This is a genomic window from Cupriavidus sp. 01L43 (assembly GCF_056399925.1).
In genome coordinates, this window is sequence record NZ_JBFTSH010000001.1 from 529,340 (window position 1) to 549,325 (window position 19,986).

Genomic DNA, 19,986 nt, shown 5'->3' on the forward strand with positions numbered 1-19,986 from the left:
CGATCCCCCATCAATAGGCCGAGTACGGCCGCACCGGGTTCGGCGGGAACGGCACCGGGTCGCGGCGACGATCGAACAGGTAGCGCAGCCAGACCATCGCCCGGTTCGGCGCGTAGTCGCGCGAGCGGTCGATCTGGAAGCCCGCGCCGGCCACCCAGTGCGGTGCGAAGCTGTATTCCACCGTGGCGCCGAGCGTGTAGCTGAAACCGCCGCCCGAACCGCCCGTGTAGATCGGATTGCCGGCGAGCTGTTGCAGGTCGGGACGGGTGGGGAAGTAGGGCGCGTCGTCCTCGTAGGTGAACGACCAGCCGGCCGAGCCCTGCAGCCGCCACGACCAGCGCGCGTAGCGCCCGGTCCAGTCGAGCGGGATGCCGAACGAGAGGTAGCGCTGCGGGCTGTAGTAGCCGCCATGGCCGAACGAGTAGAAGCGCTGGTTGTCGCTGTAGCGCCAGTAGTTCAGCACCAGCCCGCTGGTCACGCGCTGGTCGCGCTGGGCGTAGACGGGCAGGTCCAAGCCGGTGCGGACCGTGAACTCGCGGTTCGTCACCACGTTGTGGCCGGTGTAGAGCCCGGCGCCCACGTCGCCGAATACGCTTACGCGGCCGATGTCACGCGCGTAGCGCAGGTGGATGCCGTTGCGCACCACGCCGCCCCAGGTCTCGCCGGTGACGGGGTCGGTGGCGCCGCCGTAGGAGATCAGCGAACTGGTCACGGCCCGCCGCGAGACATCGACGGAGGCGGACGAGACGCCCAGATCCGCCCGATAGCGGAAGCCGCCCACCACGGTCTGTTCGGTAAAGCCGAGCGGCGTGGTACCGAGGTCCGCCCGCCAGCTGTTGTCGGCGCCATCGAACTCGTAGCCGGCGGCCAGCGCCACGCCACGGTCGGTCTGGCCGATGGTGCCGAGGCCCGTGTTGCCGAGCGCGGCGATCTTGCCGAACTCGGACGCCTTCGAGAAGTTGCTCGCCTGCAGCGTGCCGGCGTCGAGCAGCACGGTGTCCGCATGGAAGAACATGTGGCCGGTGTAGCCCTGCGGAATGCGCACGAACAGCGGGATCTCGGTGGCGTGCAGCCGCGAGATGCCGGCATCGCCGGATTTGTTCGACTGCATCACGGCGGTCGCCACCTCGCCCTGGCGGCGCGCCTCCAGCCCGGCCAGGGCGCGGCCGGCCGGCGTGCCTTCGGGGCCAGCCAGGACGCCTTCGCGCTGCTCCAGCCCCTGCGCGGTGCGATAGTGCGCCGCCGCGTCGTTGAAGTCGCCACGCGCCTGGGCGATGCGGCCCTGCTGCACGGTGATGTCGGCGCGGTCCGGGTAGCGTTGGGCGAGGTCGTCGACCACGGCGCTGGCCTCGTCCGTGCGCCGCATCGCCGTGAAGCGCCGCGCCACCGAGAGCCGGGTGTCGATGTCGTCGTCGGGGGTATCGGCCAGCACCGCGCGCACGATCTCCAGCGCCTGCGCCTCCTTGCCCTGCCGTTCGAGCATGCGCGCCAGCGTGAGCCGCGCGTCGGCATCCTTGGGATCTTTGGCGAGCACCGCCTGCGCGGCCTCCGCCGCACCCCAGTAGTCGCCGCCAGCCTCGCGCAGATCGGCCAGCGTCAGCAGCCAGCGGCGGTCGGCCTGCTGGGCCTCGGGCACGGCGTACAGCATCTGCCGTGCCCGCGTCAGGTCGCCGTCGGCCATGAGCCGGTCGGTGCGGCGCAGCGCCAGCCGCAGTGACTGATCGTCGAACGATGCCTGCTGCTCGGCGGTGATGCCGGGCAGGGCGCGCGATTCGGCGATCCACGCCTGCAGCGCGTCGTCGCGGTCGGCGGCGGCCAGCAGTTCGCCGTAGCGCAGGCGGATGTCGAGGTGGGGATCCTCGGGGTGCGCGGCCAGCCAGTCGCTGACCAGCCGCAGGCCCTTGTCGGTCTCGCCCAGTCCGATCCATTCACGGCCGATGGAGGCGAGCATGTGCGGTTCGTCGCGCGCCGCGATGGCGGCCTGGTCGAGCAGCGCCCGGGCCTCGTCATCGCGGCCTTCGGCCAGCCGCAGTCGTGCCTCACGCAGCAGCTTTTGCGCCGCGAGGTTGCTGGCGAGGCCGCGCATGCCTTCGCTGCGTTCGGCCTCGGGCACCGCCGCCAGCACGGCTGTGGCGGCGTCGATGTCGTCCACGGCATTGAGATAGAGCGCCGTGGCGTAGCGCATCTCGGCGGTGGGCGCGGCGGCGACCCCATCTTCCATGACGCTGCGGCCCAGCACCGGCAGGTTGAGGTCGCGATAGAGACGGGCCAGCGTGTAGCGTGTCCACGCGGCATCGGGCGCCAGCCGGATGGCATCTTCGAGCCGCTGCAGCGCCGGGCTGCGCTTCTTCTGCGCGATGAGCTGGTCGGCCTGCACGGACAGCAGGTCAGCCCGCAGCGCGCGCAATTCAGACTCGGAGCCCTGCATACGGCGCGACGCGTCCGCGATCAGCGGGCCGATCTCGTCTTGCCGCTGCTGCGTCTGGAGCAGGGCGACGAGGCTGCGCAGCGCGCCCATGTCCGGCTTCGGCCGGGCCAGCATCTGGCGCAGCAGCGTCTCGGCCTCGGCATCCTTGTGCTGGGCGATCAGCGCGTCGGCCAGAATCGCCTGCGCGTTCTCATTGCCGGGCTGCAGGGCCAGCGCCTCGCGCGCCAGCGCTTCGGCCTGCACCGGCTTGCCCTGGGCGTTGGCCTCGCGCGCACGCGCCACGGTGCCCCAGAACGTGGCCGTGTCCCGCAGGCTGCGCCATTTATTGCGATTGTCCGGATCGAGCGTCATCGCCCGGGAAAACAGTTCGCGGGCTTCATCGTGGCGGCCTTCGCGCAGCCGCACCAGGCCGAGCCCGCCGACCACCTCGCCGTCCTGCCGGCGCTTCTGGTACGCCTTCTGGAGGGCGATGTCGGCCTCGTTGAGCTGCCCGCGCTCCAGCTGGGCCAGCCCGCGCTGCCGCGCCTGCCAGGCGGGATCGGCTTCGAGCTTGCGCTGGGCTTCGCGCTGGGTGCCGAGGCTGGCGAGCGTCTGCCTGGCGGCCTCGTCGTCGGGCACTTCCTTGAGGTAGCGCTCGAACCACACGTAGTAGGCCGGATCTTCGTTGACGCTGTACAGCGTGCGCCGCCAGATGTCGAGCGCGCTCTTGCGGTCGCCATCGGGCCGCTGGGTGAGGTCGTAGAGGATGGCGAGCCCTTCCTGCCGGGTGGCCTCGCGGTCGGTCAGCAGGCTGCCCAGCGCCAGCGCGAGGCGCGAATCGTCCGGCTCCTGCTTCACACGGCGGCGCAACTCGGCAATCGCGCGCGGGCGGCCGGCGGTGGTGCCGGCCAGGATGCGGTAGTAGTCCACCGCCAGCTCGCCGCCCGGCGCGCCGCGCGGGAACAGCGCCTGCAGCCGTGTGGCGGCTTCCTCGGACTTGCCGCTGCGGGCGAGCAGCCGCACCTGCGCCATCTCGCGCTTGTCGCGCGTGGCGATGCGGTAGGCGTCTTCGAGGTCGCGCGTGGCGGCGCTGTCTGGCGCCACCTCGCGCATGCGCCGCAGCACCTTGTCGGCTTCGGCGGGGCGATTGGAACGGATTTCGATCAAGCCCAGCATCTTGAGCGCCTCCGGTTGGCGCGGATCGATCAACAACGCCTTCTCCAGCACGCCGCGCGCCATGTCCGCACGGTTGCGTGCCTCCCACATGCGTGCCGATGCCAGCAACTGCGCCATCTCCCGGCGCGTGGTGGCGCTGGCGGCGGCTGGGGCCGATGCGGCGTCGGCAGCCGCTGCCTCCCCCGGCAGCGCGGCGCTGGCCAGCAGCAGCCACAGCGTGGGAGCTAGCGCCTTGCCGGGCATGCGGTGTTCCACGCCGGCACCAGCTTGCCGTCCGCCTCGAACCGGTACAGGCCATCCACATGCCCCAGCCCGAACAGCGTCAGCACCTGACTGTAGTAGCCGGGGGGCGACTGCGCGGCCAGCGTGCGCGTGCGCTGGGCCTGGGTGCGCGCGGCGTCCGGCTGGCCCTGCGCCAGCATGAACGGTGCGATGGCCGCCGAGAAGCCCGCATTGCCCGCGTTCGGCCCGAACGTGCCCGCCTGCGTGTCCACCCGCTCGGGCGGGTGGCCGTTGGCGAGCACGTAGTCGGCCATCGGATGCAACGTACGCAGCACACCGGCGCGCAGCGGGTCGCCCGCAGCGGTCATGCCGGCCCACAGGTAGACCCGGATCGAATCATAGGAGCCCGTGGCCTGCGTGTCTGTATCGGGCCGGAAGCCGGCGCCTTTCTGATACAGCACCCAGTCGGGCGAGAAGCCGCGCGGCGCGGTGTCCACGATCAGCCGCCCCGCGCTCTCGACCATGGCCTGCCAGCCGCGGTCCTCGGTCAGCACGGCGGCCAGCCGGCGCATCACCGGCAGCGGCACGTAGCTCGGGTTCAGCCGCCAGCTATCCGGGGTGGGATGAAAGCCGACCGGGCCCGGCAGCAGCGTGCGGCCCAGTCCGGGCAGCACGGCCGATTCCTCGCGCAGCGCGCGCCGGGCGACCAGCGTGCCCAGCGCCGTGAAGCGGCGTTCGCGCCAGAGCCGGCCGGCTTCGAGCAGCGTGTAGGCGATCCACAGGTCGGCGTCGCTGGCCGCGTTGGTGTCGATCATGCCCCAGGTGCCGGCCTCGGGGCCGCTGTCGCGCTTGCCCCAGATCCACGCGGGCAGGTGGGCGCTCAGGTCGCCGCGCGCCAGGTTGTTCTCGGTCCAGCCGAGCAGTTTGTCGAAGGTGGCGCGGTCGTTGGCCACGAGCGCGAAGAACAGCGCGTAGGCCTGCCCTTCGGAGACCGTGGCCTGGCGCTCGGTGCTGGCATCGACCACGCGGCCGTCCGGGCTGATGGTGTCGCGCCGGAAGGCATCCCAGTCCGGCCACGGGCAGGTGGCCGCCAGGCTGGCGAGCGATGCCCCCGCCAGCGTGGTCATCACCATGCCGCGAGCGATCTGCCTGAGCCAGCGGGGCAGCGCACGCCGCATGTCACCCTCCGTTGCGGCGTGCCGCGATCCGGCCCAGCGCCCAGAACAGGGTCAGCGCCACCAGCAGCCCGGCGACGATGCCGGCGATGGCCAGCAGCGCCGGGTGGTCCGCCATGCGCACCCACACGCGCGCATACCAGGGCAGGGTGCCGACGTAGTAGCGCTCGCCCAGGCGCAGCCCCTCCACCTCGCGCTGGCGGACCACGGTGAGGTCGCCGCGGATCTGGGCGACCTTGCCGGCGTCCTCGAGCACATCGAGCACATCGCGCACGTTCTCCGGCGCGGTGGCGGTCACGGCGACCACGCTGCGCTGCGCCGCGTACGGTGACTCGAAGCCGATCAGCGCCGCCAGCGGACCATCGGCCGAGAGGATGGCGCGCCCGGCGGGTGACACGTTGTGGTCTGCCTCGCCACTGAGCCAGTTGGTCCACGCCCCGCCGCGCTGGTCGCGCAGCGTGATTTCGGTGCGGCCCTGCTGGACCAGGATCGGCAGGGACTTGCCCCACTGCGCCAGGATCTCGCCGGCGCTGCCCGTGCCCACCATCAGCAGGTTGCGGTCCTTCACGGTGTCGATGGCCTTGGCCGGCGCCACCGCCACGCGCAGCGCCGGCAGGCCGGTCCACTTGCCCATGTGGCCGAGCAGCGTCAGCATCGCCTCCTGGTCGAGCGCGCTCGGGGCGTCCGGCATGACCACGGCGGTATCGGCCAGGTCCGCCAGCCGGGTGAACGGATAGCCGCTGTTGGCGAAGAAGGCGAGGTTGGGCAGCGCGGCGTAGTGGGAGAAGCCGCTGAAGTCGATCGACGAATCGGGGTCGACCGCCGCGCGCGCCACGTTGGCCGCCGTGGACGCGCACAGGCCGGTCTTCTGCGAGTCCATGTGGAAGCGGAACTGCATCTGGTTGTTGCTGCCCACGCGGAAGGCCGGGATCAGGATTTCGTTGCTGACGGACGCGCTGCCGCCCGAGATCAGCGGCACGCTGACCAGGCTCTCGTCGTTCTGCGCGGTCAGCGGCTTGAGCCGGTACGAGCGCACGAGCTGCTCGTTGATATCGACGCTGAGCACCGAGTCGTTGTAGGTGGACGGCGCGGTGTAGCGGTACCTCACGTTCATCGGCACGGCGCGGTCGTTCCAGCCGTACAGGTCGGCCGGCACGCGCAGGTTCACCCGGATCGGCTCGGGGCTGGCGCCGCCTACCTGGAGCTGCTGCGGGTCCGTGACGAGTTCCTTGAACAGCACGGGGCGGTCCACCGGCGCCCAGGCCGGCGCGTCGTAGGGCTTGCGCGGCTTGCCGAGTTCGACCGACTGCACGCCGGCGCGGTTGCCCGCCATGGCAGCCTTGCCGAGCACCAGCGCATTGGCCGCCACCTGCAGTTCCTGCGGATTGCGGCCGGCGAGCACCAGCAGCTTGCGCGCCGGATTCGACGGATTCGGCATCACGCTGACCGAGGCGCCCTGGATCTCGGGCAACTGGAGGCCCGCCGGGATCGCGTTCGGCATCGCAAAGACAATGGCGTGGGCATCGGCGGGCGGCTGGCTGCGTGACGGGAAGCGCAGCTCCCGATAGCTGGCCAGCGCGCCGAGCCAGGACGACACCACGCCGGCGGCCTGCAGCGTGGCCGCATCGGCATTGGCTGGCAGCACGAAGGGCACGGTGACGCGGCTGTTGTCACGGCGGTCGAAAAACGGGGCGGGCAGCAGCGCGAGGTTGTCCGGCAGCGTGACGGGCAGCTTGGTCAGCGTCAGCGTGGTGGCCGGGCTGATGTCCGCCCAGAGGCTGGAGTGGTAGGGGTCCTCGCAGTGATCGACCGTGTAGTGGGCGATCATCTGCACGTTCAGGCGATTGAAGTCCGTGAAGTAGCGCGGGTCGAGGTCGATCTCGCGCGTGATCTGCTGGCCCGCCTGCTCCTTCTCCAGCGGCAGGGTGGCCACGACTTCGTCGTTGAGGCGGATCTTCAGGTGGGAGAGCGGATAGACCAGCGAGGGCGAGTAGGTGAAGACCAGCTTGAGCCTGGCGGCCGTCACCACTTCATCGAGGCGCACGCCGATGTTCAGCGTGCGGTCGGGGTCCACGCCGCGCAGCGGGATGGGCTGGTTGGCGCCCATCTGGGCCAGCGTGAGCACCTGGGTGCGGCCCGGGGCCGGTGCAGCGGCTGCCGGGCTCGAAGCTGCCGTTGCCGCAGGGGCCGGGGCTGGCGTTTGCGCCATCGCGGACGCGGCACCTGCGGCCATGCACAGCATGGCGAGCCGTTTGCCGCCACAGCGCAGGTCTGACACGAGAAGAGTCATATCGAGTGCCCTGTGAAGGTGGCGCAGCCGCACCATCAAAGAAGACCGAAGCGCCGCGCTCACGGGACTGCGTGACGAATATAGCACGCAGTTTTCGGCGAATTACGAGGTGGTGCGGGGCGTGGATCGTGAATTAAAAAGAATTCAATTCACATCGCCGCATTCGGGCAAAAGATTGAATTCAGTGGCTCCCGTTTGCGCGAACGGGTCAAGCGTTTGGCGTCACACGGGCGCGGATTGGCGAGAAATGGTGCAGCGTCGATGCACAATTTGCATAAGGGGAGGAAGCGCCATGTGGAAGAATGACAATCTCCTACCCTCATCGCCGTCATCGCGCCATGTCCGAAGCCATCGTCTACCTGAACGGGGACCTGCTCCCGTTGTCCGAAGCCCGCATTCCCGTCCTCGACCGCGGGTTCATCTTTGGCGACGGCATCTATGAAGTGATCCCGCTCTACAACGGCAAGCCGTTCCGGGGCGCGCAGCATCTGGCGCGTTTGAAGCGCAGCCTGGCGGCCATCGGCATCGACGATCCCTATACCGAAGCCGAATGGCTCGCGCTGATCGGCCGCGTGGTCCAGGCCAACGGCCTGTCGGACCAGATGGTCTACATGCAGGTCACGCGCGGCGTGGCGAAGCGGGCACATGCGTTCCCGAAGGAAGCGGTCACGCCGACCGTGCTGATCATGACCAACCCGATGGCGCTGCCACCGGCGTCGGCGGTGGAGCAGGGCGTGGCCTGCGTGACGATGGAAGACCGCCGCTGGCTGAACTGCCAGATCAAGTCCACCTCGCTGCTCGGCAACGTGCTGGCTGCGCAGGAAGCCGCCGCCAACGGCGTGACCGAGGCGATCCAGTTCCGCGACGGCCAGCTCACCGAGGCCTCGGCGTCGAACGTGTGGCTGGTGCAGCAGGGCCGCGTGGTGGCCCCGCCGAAGGACAACCTGATCCTGGAAGGCATCCGCTACGGCCTGATGGAGGAACTCTGCGCCGCCATGGACATCTCGTTCACCTCGCGCCGCATCTCGCGCGACGAGGTTTTCGCGGCGGACGAAGTCATGCTGTCGTCGGCCAGCAAGGAGCTGCTGCCGGTGGTCACGCTCGACGGCCGCGCCATCGGCAACGGCAAGCCCGGCCCGGTGTTCCAGCGCCTCTACGCGGCCTACCAGGCGGCCAAGGCAGCGCTATAACGCACGGCGTGCCCGTGCTAGGATGGCCGCGGACGAACCACCGAGAGGAGGCCAGTCATGGCCAAGCGCGAGCACAGCCGGCGCGTCATCATGGAAGAGGTGAGCCGGCGGGTCCAGCAGATCGACGAGATTGCCGACGAAGGCCGACACATCCAGGTGCCGGACCCGCAGCCGCACCCGCGCGATGTGCGCGGCCGGAACTGGGACATGGCCCGCTTCGGCAATGCACGCGGCTTCGAAGCCGCCATCCGCAATGTCGTGGATGACGTCCGGGACGAGTTCGACCTGACCGACGAGCCGGTCTCCACCGTGCCGAACCCGTTCGGCGACTGAGGATTGTGGATGGCGGATGGTGCGGCTCAGGCCGGCGTCACCGCCTCTGCGTAGCGCCAGGTGGCGCCGGACTGGCGCTTGGCGCCGTACATCGCGGCGTCCGCCGCATGCAGCAGCGCGGTACCGCCGCGCGCGTGCACCGGATAGACCGCCACCCCGATACTGAGCGTCGCCCCGATGCTCGCGCCGCCCGCCACGCCGAACGGCTCGGTCATCGCCGCCAGGATGCGCTGGGCGGTCAGCACGGCGTCGTCAGCCTCCCGCAAGGTTCCCAGCAGCACCGCGAACTCATCGCCGCCCAGCCGGGCCGCGCGGTCGGTCTCGCGCAGGCAGGCCCGGATGCGCTGGGCGATGCCCACCAGCACCGTGTCCCCCACGGCATGGCCGTGGCGGTCGTTGATGCCCTTGAAATCGTCACTGTCCAGATAGAGCACGGCCACGCGCTGGCCCAGCGCCGCCGCGCTGCGCACGGCCTGGTCGAGCGCCTCGGTGAAGGCGGCGCGGTTCAGCAGGCCGGTCAGGCTGTCGTGCGTGGCGCGATGTGCCAGCGAGCGGTTCTCGTGCTGCAACTGTCCCTGCCAGGCCTCCAGTTCGTCGAGCAGCACGTTGAAATCCTCGCCCAGCGCATTGAGTTCGTCGATGCGCGCCGGCGGCACGCGCTGGCCGAACGCGCGTTCGGATCGCACCGCATGGGCCACGCGCATCAGGCTGCGCACCGGATCGATGATGTGCACGAGCATGCGGCTGGACAGGTAGTGCGCGCCCACCGCCGTCAGCAGCAGGCAGGCCATCAACCCGAGCATGCCTTTGAGCAGGAAGTGGAGCAGCGCCACGGGGTCGCCGACCACGCGCACGCTGCCCACCTGCTGGGATTCGTGGAAGACCGGCTGGTCCACCGGGCCCGAGGTCAGCAGGTCCCGGGCGAACTGGTGCAGGTCTGGGAAGCGCGCCGAACCATGGCGATGCCAGCTGGCCACCGGCTGGCTGTCCCGATCGAAAATCCAGGCCGCGGTCACGTCTTCGCTGGCGGCGATCATCGCCAGGGTCTCGGCGGCGGCGGCTTCGTCGCGGAACACGATCGGCGCCTCCACCGTATAGGCGATGGAGCGCGCCACCAGCCGCAGGTTGTGGTCGGCATAGTCGCGCAGCGCGGTCAGGCCCAGGCCGGTGAGCGTGGTGCCGGCTGTGAAGACAGCGATCAGCGCCACGCTCAGGTGGAAGCGGCGCAGGGTGCCATAGAGCGACGGCCGGGCGGCGCGGGTCATGATGCCGGCGCCTTGCGGCGACCTAGTTGCAGCACGCCGGGGTGGACGTGGATGCCGCTGCGGCCGAGGGCATCGAGGTTGACGCGGAACGAGACCTGCCGCTCGCGGACATTGAGGCAAAACATGCTGCCGGCGTCACATTCGAAGTCTTCCTCGGCGATGATCAGTACCGGGCGGCCGGTCAGGTCGGCCGAGATCTTCTCGCGACGCGGGGCGGACATCGCGCCGACATAGAGCGCGTCGCAGTCGGGCGCCGGGTTGCTGGCCATCGGATCGAGCTGCCGCGTGGCCACCAGCCGGCCCGTGGAGAGCGCGCCGCCCTCCATCAGCTTGCCGGCATAGCGCGCGACGGGGTCCACGCAGAGCCGCAGGGTGTCGCGCTCCACCGGCCAGCGCGCGTAGCCGAGCAGGGACATGACCACGCGCGCCACGGCCTCCGGGCGCGGCAGCGCCGGGGCGGCCGGTGCCAGGTCGTGCGCGGCCAGCCGGGGCGTGGCCAGCAGCAGCGCGGCGAGCATCGGCAAGGCGGGCAGCAGGAGGGACGGAGACTTGGCGCGCGGCACGGGCAGGGGTGGGGTGAGGGCCGGTAGGGTGGGGTCCATTGGGATGTCGGCACCGGGCCGGCAAACTGTAGCGGGCGCGCCCATGTGGATGTGCTAGAGTCGTTTGAACGCGTTTGTCCACGGAGGGCACCATGGCAACCGAATCCCAATCGCAACAAAAAGGGCAAGTGAAGGCGTTCGTGCAGACCGCGCCGCAGGCGGGGCGCTATGTCTGGATCATTGCGCTGGTGGACTTCAGCGCCCAGCAGGTCCGGCGCACCATTGTGTCCGACGACACGTTCACCACGGCCGACGCCGCGCGCGTGGCCGGCGACGCCCAGCTCAAGGCGATGGCCGCCGATCACTGACGGTCGATCATCCGGCGTGCCCGGTGACTGTCACGCCACCTCGTTTCCCGATATCCTTTCGCAAGGCGGGCCCCATCGGTCCGTGCCCGCTGCTGCCTGTTTGCCATCGACAACCCGAAGACAGATAGAAGGAGAAGGAATGCCCAGGCTTCAAGACCAGGTCCAACGCCATCTCGTCCGCGCCATGACGGGCGCCACGCTGCTTGCCGCCACCCTGGCGTTCACGCCGGCGGCGATGGCGCAGGTCAATATCAATATCGGCATCGGCACCCCGCCGCCGGCCCCGATCTACGAGGCCGTGCCCGCGCCACGCCCCGGCTATGTCTGGCAGCCCGGCTACTGGGCCTGGGACGACCACGGTCACAAGCACAAGTGGAAGCAGGGCAAGTGGGCCAAGGACCGGCCTGGCTATGTCTACGAGTCGCCGCGCTGGGTGGAGGCGAGCAATGGCTGGGTGATGCAGCCGGAGCGCTGGAACCAGGGGCCGGGCGACCACGGCAAGCACAAGGACAAGGGCGGCAAGGGCTGCCCGCCGGGCCACGCCAAGAAAGGCGAGTGCTGAGTCACGGTCTTCTCATCATGCGGTAACTGCCGCGCGGGGCGCCATGCTAGGATTTCCGCGAGATGATTCCACCCGGAGGCATGAGACATGGCAAAGCAGGTCTTCTCGCGTGCGCAGTATCTCGACATCCTCAACGACAGCCTGCGTCGGCATCCGGGCTGGCAGCCCGGCATGGCGTTTGTGTTCCTGCCCCCGGGCGCGGATGCGGGCCAGGCCTCGGGCGTAGGCTGCACGGGGCCGCTGGAGGCGCTGCCGGTCTATTGCGAGATCGAACGCGTGGCGTCGGGCCTGATCACGGTGCAGCCGGAATAAACCGGCCACCCGGCCCGCCCCGGTACAATGGCGCCCTTACTTAATTCCCCTCGGACAAATTCCCGTGAAGAAGACGGACCTGGAAAAGAACAAAGGCCTCAAGATCGCCCATGAGATGAAGCACGCTGCGGCGGTGCGTGGCGGTGGCGCGGGTCAGGCGGCAACGCTCGCCCGGCGCGAGCAGCGCAAGCTCGACCAGCAGGCCGGCCTGGTGCCGTTTGCATGCAAACTGGAAGGGAAACTGGCGACGCGCCTGCAGGAACTCGCCAAGGAGCACCCGGGCGGCATGAACGGCCTGATGGCCGAAGTGCTGGAAAAGGGGCTGGCGGGCGTGACCGCCTGAAGCTGGGATGGCCCCTCTCCCTGTGGAAGAGGGGCGCTGAAGGCTTTAGCCTTCGTCTTCCTCGTCGTCGAGGAAATCGCGGCGCAGCAGCCAGTTGGTGATGGCTTCGTCGCAGACCTTCTTGAGCTTGCCTTTCTCGGGCAAGCTGTCAAACAGCTGGAAGTTCACCAGCGCCAGCCCGGCGTCGGTGATGTAGAACAGGCGGTCCGGCTCGTCGTAATGCACGAGGCGGCCGTCGATGCCGGACTCCTCGCTGTCCGCCGGCATGTCCTCCAGCTCCACCACACGGCACGTGAAGCGCGGGCTGCGCGTGTGGGTCAAATATTCAAATTCGTCATGCATGATCTCGCCGCCCTTGCCGGCGATGACAGCGAAGCCCCAGATGAACCGGGGCATCGGCAGATCGGACAGATCGTCAATCTCGTCCATGGTGTTCTCCCTGATGCGATACCCGGCATTATCGCCCAAGTCTTGGCGCCAGCTGCGCCTTTATAGCAGGTACCCCTTCGCCAGCGCGCCAAAGCTCTCCAGTTCGCGCGCCTGCCAGGCCGCGTCGTGCCCGAGTTCCTCGGCCAGGATGGCGGCCACGCGCGGGGCGCCGGCCAGTGCTGCGCGGGCGTCCAGGAACAGCGCGCGGTTGCGGCGGGCCAGCACGTCTTCCACGCGCCGGGCCAGTTCGTGGCGGGCGGCAAAGCGTACGTGGGCCTCGGTCAGGCCGGTTTCGGGCACCACCAGGACGTCGGCGCCGGGCAGCGCGTGCACCAGCGGCAGGTCGGCGCCGTAGTAGCGGTCTGGCGACCCGGAGCCCGGCGCGGGCAGGTCCGCCGGCAGGCCGGTGGCGCCGTGCAGCGGCAGATCGGCCGTGCGGCCCGGTGCCGCGCGTAGTAGCTGGCGCTGGATCGCCGTTTCCACCACGTCCTCGGCCATCTTGCGATAGGTGGTCCACTTGCCGCCGGTGACCGTGATCAGGCCAGCCTTCGACACCAAAATCGTATGTTCGCGCGACAGCGAGGCCGTGGACGCCTCGCCAGTCGCCTTGACCAGCGGCCGCAGGCCGGCCCAGACGCTGGTCACGTCGGCGCGCGTGGGGTCGCGGGACAGGTAGCGCGCCGCCGTCTCCAGGATGAAATCGACGTCATCGGCGCCCGCGCGGGGCTCCAGCGGCAGGTCGTGGCGCGGCGTGTCGGTGGTACCGACGATGGTGTGGCCGTTCCAGGGCACGACGAACAGCACCCGGCCGTCATCGGTCTTCGGAATCAGGATGGCGCGGTCGCCGGGCAGGAAGCTGCGCGGGATGGTCAGGTGCACGCCCTGGCTCGGCGCCACCATGGTCCGCGCCTGCCCGTCCTCCATCTGCCGCACGGCATCGACCCACACCCCCGTGGCATTGATCACGCAGTCCGCGCGCAGCGGGAAGGTCTCGCTGCCTTCGCCGTTGCCATTGCCATTGCCATCGAGGGCATCCTGCGCGGTCACGCCGGTGATCACGCCGTTTTTCTGCGAGAGCCCGGTCACGCGCATGTAGTTGACCGCCGTGCCGCCCACGTCGAACAGCGTGCGCATCAGCGCCACGGCCAGCCGTGCATCGTCGAACTGGCCGTCGAAGTAGAGGTTGCCGCCGCGCAGCGGCCGTCCGCCGACGTGTTCGGCCAGCGTGGGCGCGGCCTCCAGCGTCTCCCGATGGTTCAGCCAGCGGCTGCCGGACAGGTTCAGGCTGCCCGCCAGCATGTCGTACACCTTGAGGCCGATGCCGTAGAACGGCTGGTCGAACATCTGGTAGGCCGGCACCACGAAGCCCAGCGGCCAGACCAGGTGCGGCGCGTTGCGGGCCAGCAGGCCGCGCTCGTGCAGCGCCTCGCGTACCAGGCTGATGTTGCCCTGGGCCAGGTAGCGCACGCCGCCGTGCACGAGCTTGGTGGCCTTGCTTGATGTGCCCTTGGCGAAGTCGGCCGCCTCCAGCAGCAGGGTGCGATAGCCGCGCGACGCGGCGTCCACGGCCGTGCCGAGCCCGGTGGCGCCGCCGCCGATGACGATGACGTCCCAGCGGGCCTCGCGCCGCAGGGTGTCGAGCAGGGCGGCGCGCGAGGGGGGCTGGATGGGGAGGGCGGGTGTGGGCATGGTGGTTCGGTGCAAATCGATCGTATGTCGGCGAAGTTTGGCGATGGGTCGCGTGGTGAGGCGCGGTCAGGCGGCCGGCGCGTCGTCGCGCGCCCAGTCGCGGGCGCGGTCCACGGCGCGGTGCCAGCGGCCCAGCCGCTGCGCGCGCTCATCGGCGGAGAGGCGTGGCTCGAAGCGGTGCTCCACCTGCCACTGGCGCGCAATCTCTTCGGTATCGGCCCAGTAGCCGGTGGCCAGCCCGGCCAGATAGGCGGCGCCCAGCGCGGTGGTCTCGGTCACGCGGGGGCGCACCACCGGCGTGCCGAGCAGGTCGGCCTGCATCTGCATCAGCAGGTCGCTGCGCGAGGCGCCGCCATCCACCCGCAGCTCGGCCAGCGCGATGCCGGCGTCCTTCTGCATCGCGTCGAGTACATCCACGCTTTGCAGGGCGATCGATTCCAGCGCGGCACGGGCGATATGCGGCCCGCCGGTGCCCCGCGTGATGCCGACGATGGTGCCACGCGCGAAGGGGTCCCAGTGTGGCGCGCCGAGCCCGGCAAAGGCCGGCACCAGCACCACGCCGCCGGTGTCCTCGCACTGCCGCGCGAGCGGCTCAACCTCGGGTGCGCTCTGGATCAGCTTCAGGCCATCGCGCAGCCACTGGATCGTGGCGCCGCCCATGAACACGCCGCCTTCGAGGCAATATTGCGTGTCGTTGCCGATCTGCCAGCCAATCGTCGTCAGCAGCCGGTTGCGCGAGGTCACGGGCTGGCTTCCGGCATTCATCAGGATGAAGCAGCCGGTGCCGTAGGTGTTCTTCGCCATGCCGGGCGAGAAGCAGACCTGACCGAAGGTGGCCGCCTGCTGGTCTCCGGCGATGCCTGCGATGGGGATCTCGGTGCCGAACAGCCGGGCCGAGGTGCGCGCCACCTCGCCGCTGGAGGGCGCCACCTCCGGCAGCAGGCTGCGCGGAATGTCGAGCAGGCCTAGCAGTTCGTCGTCCCAGCGGAAATCGTGGATGTTGAACAGCAGCGTGCGTGATGCATTCGACACATCCGTCACGTGGCGCTTGCCATCGGTCAATTGCCAGATCAGCCAGCTATCAACAGTGCCGAAGGCCAGTTCGCCGCGTTCGGCGCGGGCACGGGCGCCTTCGTAGTGGTCGAGCATCCAGCGCAGCTTGGTGCCCGAGAAATAGGCGTCGATGATCAGGCCGGTCTTTTGCTGGAAGGTGTCGCCGTGGCCCTCGGCCTGCAGGGCTTCGCACATCGGCGCGGTGCGGCGGTCCTGCCAGACCAGCGCGCGGCCCACCGGCTCGCCGGTCTTGCGGTCCCACAGCACGGTGGTCTCGCGTTGGTTGGTGATGCCGATGGCGCGGATCTGGGTGCCGCTGACGCCGGCATCGCCCAATACCTCGTGGGCCACGGCCAGCTGCGACTGCCAGATTTCATAGGGATCGTGCTCGACGTGCCCGGGATGCGGATAATATTGCCGGAACTCGCGCTGGGCGATCCGCACCACATTGCCGGCGTGATCGAACAGGATGGCGCGCGAGCTGCTGGTGCCCTGGTCGAGGGCCAGCACGTACTGGGGCTGCTGCGATGAAGGCGTCGGGGTCATGCGTTCCATCCGGAATTGAATTGCGGCCGGGTTTGCCGGCCAGACATCGCTGCCATGGCCGAATCCTTGTTCCAACCGTCAGATATCGTGAGTGTGGTGCGCGCCGGCGTGACCGCGCGCAGCCCGTTCGAGCCCGCCGCCCACTTGCGGCTGACCGTGGCCGGACAGCAGGTGGGGTGGATGCCCCGCGTCCATGCGGAACTGTTGCGACGCATCCCCGGCATGCTGGGCGATGGCCCCGCGGGCGAGCCGGACGCCGTGACGCTGCTCCCCGCCTGCACCACCTTCGAGACCCGCAGCGCGGCGCTGGCCACGCTGGCGCGGCAACTGGCCGACGCCGGCCACGTGCGCGGCTGGCGCAACGAGTTGTTCGCGATCACCCCGGCCCTCGCCGCGCCGGCGTTCGCCGTGGTGGAGCGCGCTGCAGCGCGCTTCCTCGGGCTGCTGACCTTCGCCTCGCACATGAACGGGATCATCGCCGGCGAGCGGGCGATGTGGATTTCCCGCCGCAGCGAGAGCAAATCGGTCGACCCCGGCATGTGGGACAACCTCGTGGCCGGCGGCATGCCCCACGGCAGCCATCCGCTGGAAACGCTGATCCGGGAATGCGACGAGGAATCCGGCATTCCGCCCGATCTGGCGGGCCGGGCCGCGCCCCACGGCGTGATCGAGGTACTGCGCGAGATCCCCGAGGGCGTGCAGTGGGAGCACGTATACATATATGACCTGACGCTGCCGCCGGACTTCGTGCCGGTGAACCGCGACGGGGAGGTGGCCGAGCACCGGCGTATCGAGCCGGGCGCATTGCTTGCTATCATGGCGGACCGCGCCATGACCGTGGATGCCACGCTGGTGACGCTGGATACGCTTATCCGGCGCGGCTGGACGCCCAGCGCGCCCCCAGCCTGACCCGCCCCAGCCTCGCTGCGCATCACGGTGCCGGCCTGCCACATGATGATTTGCCCGATTTGCCTACGATGAGCGCCACCGGATTTATCCTTACCCTTTCGTGCCCGGACCAGCCGGGCATTGTTCATGCTGTTTCCGGCCTGCTGTTCCAGCACGGCTGCAATATTGTCGATTCCGACCAGTACGGCGACGAATTCACGGGCCGTTTCTTCATGCGCGTGCATTTCATGCCCGCCCCCGGCGGCCCGGACCTCGCCGCGCTGCGCCAGGCCTTCGCGCCGGTCGGTGACCAGTTCGGCATGCAGTGGGATGTATTCGACGCCACCGTGAAGCCGCGCGTGATGATCATGGTGTCCAAGATCGGCCACTGCCTGAACGACCTGCTGTTCCGCGCCAAGGCGGGCGGGCTGCCGGTGGAGATCGCCGCGATCGTCTCGAATCATCGTGATTTCTACCAGCTCGCCGCGTCGTACGACGTGCCGTTCTTCCACCTGCCGCTGATGAACGCGTCCGCCGAGCAGAAGTCCGCGCAGGAAGCGCGCGTGTTCGAGGTGGTGCGTGACCAGAACATCGATCTGGTGGTGCTGGCGCGCTACATGCAGGTGTTGTCCGACGACCTGTGCCGCAAGCTGGCCGGCCGCGCGATCAACATCCACCATTCCTTCCTGCCGAGCTTCAAGGGCGCCAAGCCGTACTACCAGGCGCACGACCGGGGCGTGAAGCTGATCGGCGCCACGGCGCACTATGTGACGGCCGACCTCGACGAAGGCCCGATCATCGAGCAGGAAATCGAGCGCGTGGACCACAGCATGGACCCCGAGCAACTGACCGCCGTCGGCCGCGACGTGGAATGCGTGGCGCTGGCCCGCGCGGTCAAGTGGCACGCCGAACACCGCATCCTGGTGAACGGGCACAAGACCGTCGTCTTCAAGTAAACGGACGGTATCGCACCAAGGGGCGCTGACCCTCTCCCCCGGCCCCTCTCCCGCAAGCGGGAGAGGGGAGCAAACCGGCAGCGCGTGACAGGCCGAGGGTGTTCCTCCCCTCTCCCTCCGGGAGAGGGGTCGGGGGAGAGGGACGGCGCCGGTCAAGGACACCGCCCCCGCTTCATTCCCCGTCCGCCACCACACAATTCACTCCACTGTCCGCCAGCATCTGCACAAACGGCGGCCGTAGCGGCTCGTCCGTGAACAGGCGGTCGATGCTGGAGAGCGGCGCCAGTTCCACCATCGCCTGACGGTTGAACTTGCTGGCATCGGCCGCCAGCCACACCTCGCGCGAGTGCTCCATGATCGTGCGCGCCACCTTCACTTCGCGGAAATCGTAGTCACGCAGCGTGCCGTCGGTCTCGATGCCCGAGATGCCGATCAGGCCGATATCGACCTTGAACTGGCGGATGAACTCCACCGTGGCCTCGCCGATGATGCCCCGGTCGCGCGAGCGCAGCACGCCGCCGGCCACGATGACCTCGCAATCGGGGTTGTCGGCCAGGATATTGGCCACGTGCAGGTTGTTGGTGATGACGCGCAGCCCGCGGTGATGCATCAGCGCGCGGGCAATTTCCTCCACCGTCGTGCCGATGTTCAGGATCAGCGAGCAGCCTTCCGGCACCGCCGCCGCCACGGCCCGCGCGATGCGCACCTTGCCCTCGGCATGCAGCACCTGCCGCTGCCGGTAGGCGATGTTCTCGGTGGTGGACCCATCCATCCGCACGCCGCCATGAAAACGCGCGAGCATGCCGTTTTCCGCCAGCAGATTCACATCGCGCCGCACGGTTTGCAGCGTCACGCCGAACTTGCGCGCGAGTTCGTCGATGGAGGCAAAGCCCTGGTTGCGGACTTCCTCGAGCAGGGCGGTCTGGCGGGGATTGAGCGTCATGTGCCGCATTCTAGTTCAAACACAAACGAAAACAAATGATGCACTGCACGATTGTTTTGTGTTCGTTTATTTGCTAAAACGAGCGGGATGCCATGAATAGTGCCCCTCGGTCACGGTTCTGAATGTGATCGAACAAGCACGCCAATGCAGTTCGAACACGAATCGAACCGATGGAGACCGGATGCAACTGAGCCTGGACGGCGTTGCGCAGCAGGTGGGATCGCAAGCCTATCTTTATCCGATGTCACTGGCGCCTGTACGCGGGGCCGTGACCATTCTCCTTGGGGCCACCCAGGCGGGCAAGACCTCGCTGATGCGGGTCATGGCGGGGCTGGACAAGCCCAGCGCGGGCCGGGTACTGGCCGACGGGACCGACGTGACCGGCGTGCCGGTGCGCGAGCGCAATGTCTCGATGGTCTACCAGCAGTTCATCAACTACCCCTCGCTTACCGTCTTCGACAACATCGCCTCGCCGCTGCGGCTGCGCAACGTGCGCGGGCCGGAGCTGGACACCCAGGTCCGCGCAATCGCCGGCCGGCTGCGCATCGACCACCTGCTGGCGCGCTACCCGGCGGAGCTGTCCGGCGGCCAGCAGCAGCGCGTGGCGCTGGCCCGGGCGCTGGCCAAGAACGCGCCGCTGATGCTGCTGGACGAGCCGCTGGTCAACCTCGACTACAAGCTGCGCGAGGAATTGCGCGAGGAGCTGACCCAGCTATTCGCCCATGGCGACGCCACGGTCATCTACGCCACCACCGAACCGGCCGAGGCGCTGCTGCTCGGCGGCTACACGGCGGTGCTCGATGCCGGCGAACTGCTCCAGTACGGTCCGACCCCCGAGGTCTTCCACTATCCCGCCTCGCTGCGCGTGGCGCGGGCGTTCAGCGATCCGCCGATGAACCTCGTCGAAGGCCGGCTGGAAGCGGGCCGCGTAACGCTGGCCGGGAACATCGTGATTCCGCTCCCCGACGTGCAGGCGCCCGATGGCCCGGTCACGGTGGGCGTGCGCGCCGCCGCGCTGCGGCTGGCCGCCGTGCCCGGCGCGGTGGCCGTGCCGGGCAAGGTGGCGCTGGCCGAACTGTCCGGCTCCACCTTCGTCCACCTCGATACGGCGATGGGCAACCTCGTGGCGCAGTTCGCCGGGGTGCTCGACCTGAAATTCGGCGCGCCGCTCTCGCTGCATCTGGAGCCGGCCCATCTCTACCTGTTCGACGCCGCCGGCCTGCGCATCCACGCGCCCCAGCGGCCCGGCGCGCTGGCCGATGTGGTCAGCACGCCCATCACCGAGACGGGTGGCTGA

At 69.2% G+C, this 19,986-nt stretch carries 18 protein-coding genes; 9 read left to right on the top strand and 9 right to left on the bottom strand.

All coding sequences use genetic code 11. The features are described 5' to 3' along the window. Positions 1 to 10: 10 nt before the first annotated feature. From AC1DP9_RS02615 to bcsB, 3 genes are read right to left on the bottom strand one after another with little or no spacing between them, the layout of a single operon-like run. A complete protein-coding gene (locus AC1DP9_RS02615; RefSeq protein ID WP_477106522.1) occupies positions 11 to 3,826 on the bottom strand; it encodes a cellulose synthase subunit BcsC-related outer membrane protein in 3,816 nt (1,271 codons plus the stop codon). Next, entirely contained in the window at positions 3,808 to 4,983 is a 1,176-nt protein-coding gene (gene bcsZ / locus AC1DP9_RS02620) for a cellulose synthase complex periplasmic endoglucanase BcsZ (RefSeq protein ID WP_477106523.1), read from the bottom strand. The genes AC1DP9_RS02615 and bcsZ overlap by 19 nt, the downstream gene beginning before the upstream one ends. A 1-nt stretch (position 4,984) precedes the next feature. Then, positions 4,985 to 7,270: a cellulose biosynthesis cyclic di-GMP-binding regulatory protein BcsB gene (gene bcsB, locus AC1DP9_RS02625; RefSeq protein WP_477106524.1), complete on the bottom strand. Its 2,286-nt coding sequence runs from the start codon at positions 7,268 to 7,270 to the stop codon at positions 4,985 to 4,987. A gap of 338 nt (positions 7,271 to 7,608) precedes the next feature. On the opposite strand from bcsB, the gene AC1DP9_RS02630 reads away from it, so the two are divergent. Together AC1DP9_RS02630 and AC1DP9_RS02635 are read left to right on the top strand one after the other, a co-directional pair. Beyond that, positions 7,609 to 8,460: a D-amino acid aminotransferase gene (locus tag AC1DP9_RS02630; RefSeq protein WP_092289907.1), complete on the top strand. Its 852-nt coding sequence runs from the start codon at positions 7,609 to 7,611 to the stop codon at positions 8,458 to 8,460. Between the two features lie 57 nt (positions 8,461 to 8,517). Continuing rightward, positions 8,518 to 8,793: a hypothetical protein gene (locus AC1DP9_RS02635; RefSeq protein WP_477106525.1), complete on the top strand. Its 276-nt coding sequence runs from the start codon at positions 8,518 to 8,520 to the stop codon at positions 8,791 to 8,793. 26 nt (positions 8,794 to 8,819) lie between these two features. On the opposite strand, the gene dgcN is transcribed toward AC1DP9_RS02635, so the two are convergent. Further along, positions 8,820 to 10,058 (bottom strand): diguanylate cyclase DgcN/YfiN, encoded by a 1,239-nt coding sequence (gene dgcN, locus AC1DP9_RS02640; RefSeq protein ID WP_477106526.1) that lies wholly within the window; start codon positions 10,056 to 10,058, stop codon positions 8,820 to 8,822. Next, the gene (yfiR, locus tag AC1DP9_RS02645) at positions 10,055 to 10,660 is read right to left on the bottom strand and encodes a regulatory sequestration protein YfiR (RefSeq protein WP_477106527.1); all 606 of its coding nucleotides are present in this window, start codon (positions 10,658 to 10,660) and stop codon (positions 10,055 to 10,057) included. Before yfiR ends, dgcN begins: the two co-directional genes overlap by 4 nt. A gap of 92 nt (positions 10,661 to 10,752) precedes the next feature. On the opposite strand from yfiR, the gene AC1DP9_RS02650 reads away from it, so the two are divergent. The 4 genes from AC1DP9_RS02650 to AC1DP9_RS02665 all read left to right on the top strand — a co-directional run bounded on the left by AC1DP9_RS02650 (position 10,753) and on the right by AC1DP9_RS02665 (position 12,185). Further along, positions 10,753 to 10,968 (top strand): hypothetical protein, encoded by a 216-nt coding sequence (locus AC1DP9_RS02650; protein WP_092289892.1) that lies wholly within the window; start codon positions 10,753 to 10,755, stop codon positions 10,966 to 10,968. 139 nt (positions 10,969 to 11,107) lie between these two features. After that, positions 11,108 to 11,530, top strand: coding sequence for a YXWGXW repeat-containing protein (locus AC1DP9_RS02655; RefSeq protein WP_477106528.1), 423 nt, complete (start codon positions 11,108 to 11,110; stop codon positions 11,528 to 11,530). Between the two features lie 87 nt (positions 11,531 to 11,617). Then, positions 11,618 to 11,842 carry a hypothetical protein gene (locus AC1DP9_RS02660; protein WP_092289888.1) on the top strand — a complete coding sequence of 75 codons (225 nt, stop codon included), beginning with the start codon at positions 11,618 to 11,620 and terminating at the stop codon, positions 11,840 to 11,842. Between the two features lie 64 nt (positions 11,843 to 11,906). Next, positions 11,907 to 12,185 carry a hypothetical protein gene (locus AC1DP9_RS02665; RefSeq protein ID WP_092289887.1) on the top strand — a complete coding sequence of 93 codons (279 nt, stop codon included), beginning with the start codon at positions 11,907 to 11,909 and terminating at the stop codon, positions 12,183 to 12,185. 45 nt (positions 12,186 to 12,230) lie between these two features. Here AC1DP9_RS02665 and AC1DP9_RS02670 read toward each other — a convergent pair whose 3' ends face one another. The 3 genes from AC1DP9_RS02670 to glpK all read right to left on the bottom strand — a co-directional run bounded on the left by AC1DP9_RS02670 (position 12,231) and on the right by glpK (position 15,902). Further along, positions 12,231 to 12,614 (bottom strand): hypothetical protein, encoded by a 384-nt coding sequence (locus AC1DP9_RS02670; RefSeq protein ID WP_092289886.1) that lies wholly within the window; start codon positions 12,612 to 12,614, stop codon positions 12,231 to 12,233. Positions 12,615 to 12,674: 60 nt separating this feature from the next. Further along, positions 12,675 to 14,303, bottom strand: a complete 1,629-nt coding sequence (locus tag AC1DP9_RS02675) for a glycerol-3-phosphate dehydrogenase/oxidase (RefSeq protein WP_477106529.1) — start codon at positions 14,301 to 14,303, stop codon at positions 12,675 to 12,677. Between the two features lie 66 nt (positions 14,304 to 14,369). After that, positions 14,370 to 15,902 carry a glycerol kinase GlpK gene (gene glpK / locus AC1DP9_RS02680; RefSeq protein ID WP_369823366.1) on the bottom strand — a complete coding sequence of 511 codons (1,533 nt, stop codon included), beginning with the start codon at positions 15,900 to 15,902 and terminating at the stop codon, positions 14,370 to 14,372. Positions 15,903 to 15,956: 54 nt separating this feature from the next. Here glpK and AC1DP9_RS02685 point away from each other — a divergent pair, with 54 nt between their 5' ends. Together AC1DP9_RS02685 and purU are read left to right on the top strand one after the other, a co-directional pair. Then, positions 15,957 to 16,811 carry an NUDIX hydrolase gene (locus tag AC1DP9_RS02685; protein ID WP_092289880.1) on the top strand — a complete coding sequence of 285 codons (855 nt, stop codon included), beginning with the start codon at positions 15,957 to 15,959 and terminating at the stop codon, positions 16,809 to 16,811. 68 nt (positions 16,812 to 16,879) lie between these two features. Continuing rightward, a complete protein-coding gene (gene purU / locus AC1DP9_RS02690; RefSeq protein ID WP_092289875.1) occupies positions 16,880 to 17,746 on the top strand; it encodes a formyltetrahydrofolate deformylase in 867 nt (288 codons plus the stop codon). A gap of 172 nt (positions 17,747 to 17,918) precedes the next feature. Here the strand turns inward: purU and AC1DP9_RS02695 are convergent, their stop codons facing one another. Beyond that, a complete protein-coding gene (locus tag AC1DP9_RS02695) occupies positions 17,919 to 18,689 on the bottom strand; it encodes a DeoR/GlpR family DNA-binding transcription regulator (RefSeq protein WP_177219831.1) in 771 nt (256 codons plus the stop codon). Positions 18,690 to 18,870: 181 nt separating this feature from the next. Between AC1DP9_RS02695 and AC1DP9_RS02700 the strand changes: the two genes are divergently transcribed. After that, a complete protein-coding gene (locus AC1DP9_RS02700; RefSeq protein WP_477106530.1) occupies positions 18,871 to 19,986 on the top strand; it encodes an ABC transporter ATP-binding protein in 1,116 nt (371 codons plus the stop codon).